Origin of the sequence: Dyella sp., from assembly GCF_036384435.1 — a bacterium.
Lineage (GTDB): Bacteria > Pseudomonadota > Gammaproteobacteria > Xanthomonadales > Rhodanobacteraceae > GSA-30.
The window spans coordinates 55,442-67,090 of sequence record NZ_DASVMI010000158.1; the positions used below are offsets into that span (position 1 = coordinate 55,442).

Annotated in this window: 6 protein-coding genes; all 6 read right to left on the bottom strand. The window is 63.6% G+C overall.

Going from position 1 to position 11,649, the window contains the following annotated elements:
- Positions 1-25 precede the first annotated feature (25 nt).
- Positions 26-2,185, bottom strand: coding sequence for a hypothetical protein (locus VF436_RS15945; protein ID WP_330905015.1), 2,160 nt, complete (start codon positions 2,183-2,185; stop codon positions 26-28).
- Complete coding sequence (locus VF436_RS15950) at positions 2,182-3,294, bottom strand: VWA domain-containing protein (protein WP_330905016.1); 1,113 nt, start codon at positions 3,292-3,294, stop codon at positions 2,182-2,184. Before VF436_RS15950 ends, VF436_RS15945 begins: the two co-directional genes overlap by 4 nt.
- Positions 3,291-5,777 (bottom strand): DUF5682 family protein, encoded by a 2,487-nt coding sequence (locus tag VF436_RS15955; protein ID WP_330905017.1) that lies wholly within the window; start codon positions 5,775-5,777, stop codon positions 3,291-3,293. Before VF436_RS15955 ends, VF436_RS15950 begins: the two co-directional genes overlap by 4 nt.
- On the bottom strand, positions 5,752-6,852 hold the full coding sequence (locus VF436_RS15960; RefSeq protein WP_330905018.1) for an AAA family ATPase: 1,101 nt from the start codon (positions 6,850-6,852) through the stop codon (positions 5,752-5,754). The genes VF436_RS15955 and VF436_RS15960 overlap by 26 nt, the downstream gene beginning before the upstream one ends.
- A gap of 12 nt (positions 6,853-6,864) precedes the next feature.
- On the bottom strand, positions 6,865-10,587 hold the full coding sequence (locus tag VF436_RS15965) for a DUF4132 domain-containing protein (protein WP_330905019.1): 3,723 nt from the start codon (positions 10,585-10,587) through the stop codon (positions 6,865-6,867).
- A gap of 282 nt (positions 10,588-10,869) precedes the next feature.
- The gene (locus VF436_RS15970; RefSeq protein WP_330905020.1) at positions 10,870-11,631 is read right to left on the bottom strand and encodes a hypothetical protein; all 762 of its coding nucleotides are present in this window, start codon (positions 11,629-11,631) and stop codon (positions 10,870-10,872) included.
- Between the last annotated feature and the right edge of the window lie 18 nt (positions 11,632-11,649).

Below are 11,649 nucleotides of genomic sequence, written 5' to 3' on the forward strand. Positions count from 1 at the left end.
ACCTCGTCGAAACGATAGCGCATCGTCATGCGCCGATGACCTCGTCGGTGCCTGCGCTGAGCATCCGCTCACATTGCATGGCAACGTAATTAGCCGCCAGCAAGCGTGCGGCCATATGCTGCACGTTCAGCCCCCCGAATACCGAGAAGCCTGCGCGGACGAGCTTTTCCTGCCACGCGTCGTACTCCTGGCCGATGCGAATCCTCGCATCGTCGCCGATGCCGCGCTCAGCCTGATGGCGCAACCATTGACGAAAGCCGCGCAAGCGTGCGGGAAACACCCCGATGGGCTCTGGCTCATTCACGACGGTATCGTCTACCGGCGCGTTGCGCAGTTTCTTCAACCAGGCCTCCAACTTGCCGGGCGCCGCGCCCGCGTCGAAATGCAAGGCATCGACAGGCGTGGCATCACCCACGGCGTGAGCCATCACCACGCTGAGCGGCTCGCCCGTCAGGCCCGATGCGCCATCACGCAAGCGCGCGACCAGGTAATCGCCAGGGTGCCAGGAGCCGTCAGCAAGTTGCTCGATACGAGCGATGGCATGCTCGTTGTACGTCGAATACGGCAGGGCGATGACCAGGACATCGCCCGCTTCGTCGAACACCGGCCAGGTCAGCTGCTGCCGTGTGGTATCGAAATGGGCAGCCCCTGCCCGCGCCGGTTGCAACACGGCCCAGTCATCCATCGGGCGCGCCTCGGCCAGCAGACTGCGGCGTCGCGACTGGCGCGCTTCACGCAGGGCGGCCCAATGCGTCCACGGTTGCAACTGGGCACGGAAATCCGTGGTGCTCATGGCTTTTACTACGGCGTGGGTGCTCTCGGCTGCCGAGACACGGCCGCCTGCATTGAGTTGCGCATGCGTCAGCAGGACTTGCCGCCCGGTCGCCTGCGCCGGCGCGCCCAGCCCGCTCCATGGTCCCACAGCCTTGTAGCGTGCGACGGGATTGAAGCCGCCCTGCGATTCCGGTCGCGCATCGCTACAGGAAACAAAACAACGATCGGCGGGCGACCAGAACAGCATGGTCAGGCCGACGTAACCCGACGCCGAACGCCATGCGCTCGCGCCCAGGCCCAGCAACTCCAGCGCGCCGGCCGATTCGTAGCGTGTGCGTGCGCGTCCCACCAGATGGCTGGGCGCACCACCGGGCCCCGCCGCGGCAAGTGCCTGCACCAGGCCATAGGTGAGACTGATCTCATCGAGCAGTACGTGTTCGTCGGCCTGGCCAGCACGTTCGAGCAGCAATTCCACGTGATCGGCCAGGCGCCGCAGCAGCAGCGCGAGACGATAGTACTCCGCACCCTGTGCCCACACCGCCAGCGTGGCGTAACGCTGCTGCATCGCTTCGGACAGGTGGGAAAGTCCAAGCGTGAGGCTCTCCTGCAACAACTGGCTAACCGCAGCGCGCAGGCGTTCACGCGAATCGGCAAGCGCCAGCGCACCGACGGTCGCGACGGCGTGATCCTTGCCCAGGTCCAGCGTTCCGGGGGCAGTTCGTCCCGGCGCATCAGGCTCGCGAATGGCCACCCCATGAGCGCGCTGGAACACCAGCACGGCGGCTACCTGGTACTTGGCCGCCTGCGCGGTCTGGGTATCCAGTACGAGGCTTTCCAGCGGCCCGCCCATGTATCGCAAGCTCATGCGCGGACGCAGTATGTCGATCACGACGTTGCGCTCACCACCCAGCCGTACATCACGTTCGCCGTCGAGGTCCTGCACGAACTGCCAGGCCCATCGATAGCCTGTCTTGCCCGCATGCTTGACCAGCTGCGCATGCGAGAACGCGAGCAAGGCATCGCGCAAGCCATCGACAGGCGATGCAGCCTCTCGCGCCGTTGAGCCATCGGCCGGCACCTCGTTCTCGCCCTGGTCCGACGCGCTGGCTGATGCAGCACCGTCGGCCTGCAGCAACTGGCGCAAGCCGATCGCCGCACCCAACAAGTGCTGGCATACACCGCTGGCCGGGCAGCCGCATTGCGCCTGCGCCGGGCCGCGCGCGTCGAAACGGATCTGCTGGCCGGCGAAGGCGACGGTCAAGACGTCCGCCGTTTCGTCGGCAATTTGCGGCGCGTGGGTTTCCAGGTCCTTGTAGGCGCGACGCAGCAAGCCGCGATTGGCGAGCGCTGCGAACGCGTCGTCGTCGAAGCGCGCCAACTGTGTCAACAAGGTGTCTCGCAGCACCGTCATGAAACCACCTTCACCAGCCACTGGGCCAGGCGCTGGGGCGTCAAGGCGGCGATCTCCATGCCACACGTGGCCAGGCGCTCGGCCATCTGGCGGTCATAGACCGGTGCGGCCTGTCCATCGAGCGACGCCAGGCCGATCAACTTCACGCGCGCCTCGGCTAGTTGCTTGACCGCACGCAGCAGTTCGCCAGGTGGAGCACCCTCACAGAAATCGGTAATCAATACCAGCACCGTGCGATGCGGGTTTTCCACTAGTTGCGCGCAATAACGCACGGCCTGGGCAATGTCGGTGCCCCCGCCAAGTTGCACGCGCATCAGCGTCTCCACCGGATCGTCGGCAAAGCCGGAGAGATCGACCACGTTGGTGTCGAAGACCACCAGCTTGACGCGAAATGCCGGCAATCCAGCCAGGATGCCGGCCATGACCGCGCTATGGATGACCGAGTCGGCCATGCTGCCGCTCTGGTCCACGCACAGGATGATGTCCCACGGCAGGCGACGGGTATTGCGTTCGAAGAACCGTACCTGCTCGATCACCAGCTTGCCGCGCTCGACATCGTAATGCTTGAGATTGCGCCGCACGGTGCCTATGGCATCGAAGTTCTTGGCCACCGCCATGGGCGAATGCCGAAAGCGGTTGAGCCGCCCCGACAATGTCTGGCGCACCTGGGATTCGAGCTTGCGCTTGAGTTCCTCGACCACGGTACGAATGATGCGCCTGGCCACCTCAAGCACTTCGCCCTTGAGATGGCTGCGCAACGACAACAGGCTGCGTAGAAGCTCCTGGTTGGGTTCGAGTCGCTCCAGCGTGCGCGGATCGGTAATCAGCTCGGTCATGCCGTAGCGATCGAGCGCATGCTTCTCGATGGTTTCCACGGTGTCCTGTGGAAACAGCTCACGCACCTCATTGAGCCAGGTGACCAGGGTCAACTGCGAGGCATCGAGCGAGCCCGGTGCTGGTCCGTCCTGACGCAATCCTCGGCCCTTGTATTCACGACCGTAGAGATAATCGAGCGCGCGATCCATGCGGGCGCCGTCACCGCCGCCTTGGGGCAATCGCTTGTCGGCGTATTTGCCCAGCACCAGGCGCCAGCGTTCCAAGGGAGTCATGGGCTCCACCATGTGTCGAGCCCATCGGCGGCCAGGACCTCGCGCAGCGTGGCTGACAATCGAAGATGGGCTTGCACCTGGGCTTCGTCCTGCGAGTGGTCGACCAATGATCCCAGGTCCTGCGCGCCATGCATGGCTGCAACGGTACCAGCAATGCGATCGGTTTCCTTGGGCGTCATGCTGGAAAAGGCCAATCGAAGCTCGGGCAGGTTGGTCACGAAGGCCGCCTCGTCCCAGCCATGCAACAGGCTGTCGAGCGAGGCCAGCACCGCAGGCTGCTGCCAGGCTGCCTCGCGCGCGGTACCCAGCATGCCGCGCAGATAACCCACGGCATCTTTCGGATCACGCAGTCCGCCCAGATGACCGGCGAGCGTGCGGCCAAGTGCGTCTTCATCCAGGCGGCCGGAAAGATAGAGCAGGCCCGCGCAGGCGCCGCGAATCACTGCTGCCGGATGCTCGCCATGCAGTTGCTCGATCATCTGCCAATAGAGCGAGGCGTCGAGTGCTTGACCGGCGTTGCTGACCAGCAGTTCGCGCAATTGAGCCAAGGCCTGGACCGTCGCACTGCCATCCCCCTGCACGCTGCGCAGGTTGATGCCCAAGTAAATGGCGCGCTCGTAAGTCGCCTGCAGCACCACCGGCAGCTCATCGGCGTCGCGGGCCTCCAACGGTTCGCGTGACTCCCACAACAAGCCAATGCTGCCTGCCGCGCGCGCGACCGATTCGAAGGAGGCATCGCCAGCAACCGCGATACGCAGCGTGTCGAGGGTGCGCGGAAGGTGATCGTGCAAACCCAGTACGCAAGCGTGGGCAAGCAGGCTTGCGGCGGCGCTGGCGTCCTTGGCTTGTCCATCGGCATGCAGCCGATCCAGGCGCGCGCCAAAGCGATGGGCCACCGCCAGCGGCACGGTCACGCCATAGACCGACGCCTCGACCAGCGCGGCCTCGATGGCCGACGAATACACATATTCCCATTGCTCCTGTAGCCGCTCCAACCCCAGGCCATTGACGAAATCCGGACCAGCCGTCCGCACGGCGAACGGGATGCCGAGAAATACCAGCCCATGCAGCAAACGGCTGGTAAGTCGATGGTCGGGGCGACGATAGATATCCAACGCAACACGCCTTGGCTCATTTTCGTCGATACGCAGACGCTGGCGGCGGGCGCGATATTCAAAATCCTTCACCAGCGGCGGCGTTGCCGCGCCTGGCGGCACCCTGCCGACAGCGACGCCACCGAAGCGCCGGTGCGCCACTTGCCTTACCAGCAAGCCCTCGGCATCGATATCGCCCTTGATGAAGCAACTGACGATGGCATCGAGCACATCATCACGCAGCGGCACGTCGCGTCCGCGCAACGAGGCCAGGCGCAGCATCTGCTCGTATGCCGCCGCGACACCCGGTACCGGCAACGCCACGTCGTGGCGTTCGCGCAACTCCTGTGCCACGTCGAAGAGGATCTGCAAGGCTGCCTCGCGACGGTAGCGCGGCGACGCCGGCTGACCTGTCCGGGACTGCTTCTGCAAGCCCTCCCAGATCATCTGGTGCCACCCTGGCGAGGTCATGCCAGCGGCATAGCCGTTGAGTCGATCCAGGCGGTCGAAGCTGTAACGGATCAACGCGGACATGGCATCGGTGACTTTTACCGCCGGCAGCGACGGCCGTTTGCCAGAACCTTCCAGCAATTGCGGCAGCACGACGGCGTGAAAACCACCGACAACCACCAGCACCGGCCCCTCCCCTGGCTCGCGCCGGGCAAGCGCTTCGCGCACGTGCCAGGCCATCTCGGCCTCACGTTGCAAGGTGCCATCGGCAACCAGTTCGGATTCGCGGCTGTCCAGTCGCGACAGTTGGCAATAGGCGGCGATGTCGGCGATATAGGCATCGGGCTCGCGCGCAGGCGCATCGGCCTCGAACAGATGCTCCCACAGCTCTTCGTGGTCGCGGCAACCCAGGTTTGTCGCCAGTTCCTGGAGATAGCGGCTACGCCTGTAGTGGCGCTCATCCAGCAACGAGGCCGATTCATCGTTCGACAGCGCCGCGTCCTGTTCGATGGCACTTTGCTGAGCGTAGTCAAGATCGATGAAGCGTGCAGGCACACCTGCGGCAACCGCGGCGCGTAAGGCGACCAGCTCGGGCGAATAGTCGCAGAAAGGGTAATACGCCGCACCACGGCGTTCGCCCGCTTCGCCCCTGACCGCATGCACGGCATAGGTGTAGACCGCCAGCGGCATGCGCGCATCGGCATGCGTGAGCATCGGCACGAGCGGAGTGAACGAGCCAGGCCCCTCGACCAGCACAACGCTGGGGCGATGGATCTGGAAGATCCGCTGCAACTGCCATGCGCAGCCAGGACTGTGATGCCGGACAGGAAAGATGATCCGTTCCGGCGATATCAGGCTCGCACCAAGCGCACGCAAGCTGCCGGCATCGACGGGCCATCGCCCGTGCAGAGCCTCAGCGCTCAAGCTCGCGTCGCGCATCGAGCATCCGCTTCCATGGCTCATGACGCTGTGCACGCTGTTTCACTACCACATCGAAGTAATGGCGCAGCTTGCTGCCGTCATCGGGGTTGTCTTTGAGCACGGTACCGATCAGCTGACGCGCGACATGCTCGCCGCCGACGCTGCCATCGCCGAAATAGTGCGCATCCAGGCAAGCGGCATAGCCCACGGCCACCGCCTCGGCAGCGGACATCACGGCGGTCGGCTTTTCTACCACGATGCCTTCGCTGGTGGCACCGTGGCGCAGATCGTGGAACGCCGTCACCAGCAAATCGATGACGTCCGGGCGCAAATCCACATCCACGCGCGCCTGTTGAAGCAAGGCTTCGGTCTGTTCGCGCACCAGTTGGGTTTCCAGCTTGCGATCGGCGATCGGGCGTACCGTCTCGAAGTTGAAGCGCCGCTTGAGCGCGCTGGACATTTCATGCACACCGCGATCGCGCAGATTGGCGGTCGCCAGCACGTTGAAACCGCGGGCAGCGAATATCACCGCATCGTCGCCGGTCAGCTCCGGCACATGCAGCACCTTGTCCGACAGCAAGCTGATCAGGCCATCCTGAATTTCTGGCTGTACGCGCGTAATTTCCTCGAACCGGCACAACACGCCGGCGCTCATGGCCTCGTACATCGGGCCGCGTACGAGGGCGCGCGGCGACGGGCCTTCAGCCAGCAGCAGGGCGTAATTCCAGGAGTACTTGATCTGGTCTTCGGTGGTACCAGCCGTCCCCTGGATAGTGCAGGTCGAATGACCGGAAATGGCCGCCGAAAGCAGTTCGGACAACATGGACTTGGCCGTACCCGGTTCGCCGACCAGCAGCAAGCCTCGATTGCTCATCAATGTCACGATGCAGCGATCGATCAGTGCGTCGTCGCCGTAGAACTTGCGGCGCACATCGCGCTTGTCATCCCCCAGGATGAAGCTGCGCACGGCACGTGGCGACAGGCGCCAGCCCTCCGGGCGTGGACCATTGTCACCCTCGGCCAGGCGCGCCAGTTCGGCCGCGTGCACCTGCTCGGCAGGTGCTCGCAGAATCACTTTCGAAACATCGCTCATGGGCGCTCTCTATCAGTATTGGCTTTTCTTCTGCCAGTCCGGATCGAAACCGGTACCGTCAGCGGCCAGCAGGCGCATGTCGTTGTAGCATTCGGACAACAGTACCAATGGTACGCGCGATAGCACCAGTTCGTTGCGTTGCCAGTGGTTCTGGCCATTGGGCACGAATGTCAGCCGCACCAAGGCTATCTTGCGGTTTTCCTCCGGCAGCGGGCCGCCGGTGAAATCGATCACCGCCGTCATGCCAAGCGTGGGAAAGCGCTTTTCGTAGGTATAGAACCAGCCACCGTCTTCGGCCGCGCCACGGGTATAGCCCAGCTTGGTGGCCCGGCCGCGCAGGGCGAAGCTTTCCAGCATGTAGCCTTCGAAATCCTTGATCTCGTTGCGCGTCAGTTGCTCGGCCGAGGGGCGATAGATGCCCTTGCCGATCTGCTGGAACAAAGGCACCACTTCATAATCGGCCAGGTGCTGCTGCCACTGTTCGACCAGTGCCTGATCCAGGATCGAGTCGTGCGCCAGACGCACGCGTGCTTCGGCGGGCAGGTTCACTTCGTTATCCTGGCTATCGGTCAGCGTGCCATCGTCCAGCGGGCGGAACGTGGCGACGACCTTGCCATCCTCGACCTGCGCCCAGACCAGGCGCTGCATGAGGCGACGCACGATCGGGTGTCGATTGAGATACTCGTTCCAGTCCTCGAACGACCAGTCGCGCTCGGTGCACAGGGCTTCGTACAGGCGATCGGTCTGCAGGTCGACGATAGACTTGATTTCCTTTTTCGCACCCGAGAATGCTTTCTTCGATTCCTTGGCGCGGTCGGCATCGTCGTCCTGGCGAGGCGCAGGCAGCGAGGTGATCTTCTTGCCGTCGGGATTGAACAGATCGACCTTGAAGTCCGCGACCAGGCGCGCAATGAACGTGCGCTCGCCATAGCTCAATTCCATGGTGCCGGTTTCATCGAAGCCGGCCGTGGGAATCGTGCGATCGGCCAACTCGGGCATGGTCCAGTTCTTGCGCTCGGCCAGCGCCTGGGCCTGGCGCGTCGCCTCCTCCTGGAAGCTCTTGGTGCGAAAACGGTTACCGATCGAAAGCATCAACTGCGTGGCAGTGGGATGTTCGATCCATGCCAGCATGCCGATCAATGCCTTGCCCTGCGAGGCGCGCGATCCGTAGTAGGCCTTCAAGTAGCGCGCCACCGGCTCGGCCGCACCGGCTCCGGCGCAGGCCGCCGCTATGGCGAGCACGCCCTTGCTACCCGTCGCCGAGCCTTGAGGCTGGCGCAGGCAACCGGGCAAATAGTGCGCCACCAGTTCTTCGACGGATTTACCGAACATCGGATCGTTCTGGTAGTACTGCGGCGAGCGTTGCATCCAGCTGGACACGTTGGTGGCATGTACCGTGGCGCGACGCATCGCTTCATCAGCGGGAATCGGCCGAACATCCTCGCGCAACCAGTTGTCCAGCACGAACTGCCCGAGGCGTTCACGGTCGCCTGGCTCGAACATGGCGCAGTACTTGCGCAACACCGCGTTGGGCTCGGACGACTTCTGCTTGACCGCCTGTATCACCAACCAGCGCAATACGTCCACGGGTACGGTGTCACCCGTATCGCTCCAGCGCACGAGTGGCATCGCATCGAAGGGAAACCATTCGATATCCTTGGGCAACGCCTTGGTGGATTGCTTCTTCGCTTCGGCCGCCAGCTTGGCCCGATCCAGGTAGCGCTCTACCGGACGCCCCATGGCTTGCAAGGCATCGAGCATCGCGCCCTTGGGTACATCGTGCTTTTCCCTGGCGACAGCTTCTTCCAGCGCCGGAATTGCTGGCTCATGCGACAGGCGCCCCAGCCATTGCGCGGCAACGGCACGTATCTCGGATTTGCCGTCGGCCAGGGCCGCGATGATACGCGCCTCCTTGCCAGGATGGTTGGCCAATGCTTCCTGTGCGGCCATGCGCTCGCTCCGGGTCACGCCCAGCGCCAGGTCAAACAAGGCATTGATCAGGATCGGCGGCGGCGCCGGAAGGCTACCGACCGCACGGAAGATCGCGGCACGGCTGGTGGAGTAATCCTTGGCCTGCCCCAGTGACTCGATCAGCAATGGCAATTGCGATGCCATGTACGGCCAGACTTTTTCGTTGTCCCACTGCGCCGCCAGTTGCGACCACGCATTGCAATACGCCTTGAAGGGCAAACCCGCGCTGTAGCCCGCCTGCTCCAGCATCACGGACAACTCGATCAGCGTGACGCCGCGCTCGGCGCGATCGAGCGCATTGAACACCGAAGCGGCCATGCCGCTCAGGGCACCTTGGCGATCGACCAGCATGCCGAAGAACGCCAGCACCTTGAACATCAACTGGGGAGTGGCATAGGCCCAGCCAGCCAGGCGATTGATCGCGGGCATGACATGGCGGTAAGCCACGTTTTCCTGTCTTGGCGCGGAAATGCGCGGATCGGCACCGCCAACATAGTCCTTGAGCTGGCGCAGCAGGTCGGGCGAGTACGGAACATCCTGGTGCAGCTTGTAATTGTGGCCAGCAGCGACAGCGGCGGCATGGCTTTCGCGCATCTTTACGTTCATGCGCTCGACGGAGGTATTGAGCTCGCTCCACATGCGGTCGAGCTGCGCCAGAACTTCTGGCGTGAGCGTGCCGCTCCAATCGATTTGCGGCACCTCATATTCGTAACGCACCTTGGCCGAATCGGAAACAGCCTGTTTGACCAGCTCCCATTCGCGCACCAGGGCCTGTACCGACATGGCCTTGTCCGCCTGCGCGGTATCGCGCGCAAAAGCTCGCAGCGCATCGTCGCCCTGCTGCTCACCCATCTGCCACACCATGCGCAGGGCGTATTGGCGCGTCTCCGGATCACCTTCCACCGCCAGTCGCCGCAATGGGGAGGCGGCCTCCGTCGACACACAAAGCACCAGCGGTTCGGCCGCGGCACGCACCTGCTTGCTGCTGGAGGTCACCATGGTTGCCAGTTCGTTCGCAAACGGCGCCAACTCCGCGGCAGAAAGCGGCTTGAGCATCTCGATGACGTGCAGGCGTTGTGGCACGGCAGCCGGGAACAACCAGTGCCTGACCGCATCGGCATGCCGCGCGACCCAGGCCCCGTAATCGGCCACGTCCGTGACCATCAACGCCCGCTGACGCAAGCCATAGTACGAATCGACCGCCGTGGTGAATGCGCTCTGCAACAACGCATGGCCGGGCTGCCCAGCCTCGACGAGCAGGCTCTCCAGGAGAGCCGCGTGCCACCCTGTGGCGCGAGGGCGCTCGCTGGACCAGCTATCGATGCTGCTGCCGGAGCTATTGACCAGCAGTGCCTCGGCCCAATGCGAGCCATCGGGTAGTCCAAGGCGAAACTGGCGACGCTGGGTGCCTGCCGAGGCTTCCAGCACGCGCCCCAGACGCAACAACATGGTGATCGGCGCGGCATCGAGCTGGCTATATATGCGCCGGGCGTCGTCAATACCGTTACGGGCATGATGATGCCCGATGATCTTCAGGAACTTACCGATCTTTTCCTGGCTGCCCGCTTCGCCGAGAACCGACACCGGCTCACCCTCGCGCACATAGCGGAGCATGTCGGCGGCAAAGCCGTGGCGTACTTCCTGGCTGGGCAGGCTGTCCATGCCGGAGAGCCATGTCTTGAGTTGTGCCAGCCAGGCCTCATCGCCCTCGGAGGGTCCGTTCCCACTAGCCCGACCCAGGGCTTTCTCGATCCACTTCAGCACACCAACCCCTGCTGCTGTATCCATTCCCCGTGTAAGGATATACCGGTTGCGTGGCGAAATTGTTTTGGTTTTTGTGAAAGAACGCGGACCAGAAGTCCCGCGTACACGGCGTGCACGCGGCCCTCGCCGGCGACCTGACCTTGATGGAGCCATAAGCCATCGACATTCGGCCCGATGCCCCACCGCAACAGCGAACTCGCTGGAAGGCTTTTCGAGCTCGCCCTGGATCACAACAGGCTTCGCACGCGTCGCCCACCGACATATGCGCCGCGCCCATGTCGACTATGGATCGACGGGTGCCTGGTTTGCTTCGGGTGAGGGAAGTTTCCAGGCCTGCCAGCGTGCCGTGTATTCATGTTGCGGCAGCAGTACGAAGATGGGGTGGTCTTCGGGGCGCAACCAGGCGAGCAGCCGCTCCATGACGGCGCTGTCCATGGCGGTGCAACCAGCAGTAGGAGTATCGGGCGTCTTCCAGATATGCGCGAAAATGCAACTACCTGATCCGGCACGCCCTTGGACGTTGTGCTCGATTACGAAGCCCAGCCGATAGCGCTGATCCCCATCGGCAAGCAGGTCGCGGCGCATCGGCTCGCTGGAGCCTGCCACGATGGCCGGATCGGCATCTCGCGTGTCCACGATGCGGTTATAGAGCGGCGACGTAGGCACGTCGATGCAGTAGTCATCCACTTGCATGGCTCGATAGTCGAGCGCGGTTACGGCGTGATCGGCATAGCCGAAAGCCTGCCCGATGCGAAACACACCCGCGGTGGCGCGACCATCGCCCTCCTGCTTTAAAGGCCCTTCGTGCGGAATCTCATTGAGCCCCTGGCCCCACGCACTGCCTGAGCGACCCACGACCACGGCTTGCGCAGACTCCCGGCGCTGCCATGTGCCATGGACACGCTCGTATGTGCTCAAGCTGCCATGATCGGCATCCCAGTCCGGCACCGTGACCAGAATGAGCTGACTGGACGATTCCCAGCCCGGCACGGGTCGCACCGGCTGGCTGCACGCGACCAGCAGTGACACGACAACGGCGAACATCCATCGACCAGGTGCTCG

What these genes read in the sequence shown, in the direction of transcription:
- VF436_RS15960 (WP_330905018.1), bottom strand. Translation starts at nt 6,852, where the DNA reads ATGAGCGATGTTTCGAAAGTGATTCTGCGAGCACCTGCCGAGCAGGTG.
- VF436_RS15955 (WP_330905017.1), bottom strand. Translation starts at nt 5,777, where the DNA reads ATGCGCGACGCGAGCTTGAGCGCTGAGGCTCTGCACGGGCGATGGCCC.
- VF436_RS15950 (WP_330905016.1), bottom strand. Translation starts at nt 3,294, where the DNA reads ATGACTCCCTTGGAACGCTGGCGCCTGGTGCTGGGCAAATACGCCGAC.
- VF436_RS15970 (WP_330905020.1), bottom strand. Translation starts at nt 11,631, where the DNA reads ATGTTCGCCGTTGTCGTGTCACTGCTGGTCGCGTGCAGCCAGCCGGTG.
- VF436_RS15945 (WP_330905015.1), bottom strand. Translation starts at nt 2,185, where the DNA reads ATGACGGTGCTGCGAGACACCTTGTTGACACAGTTGGCGCGCTTCGAC.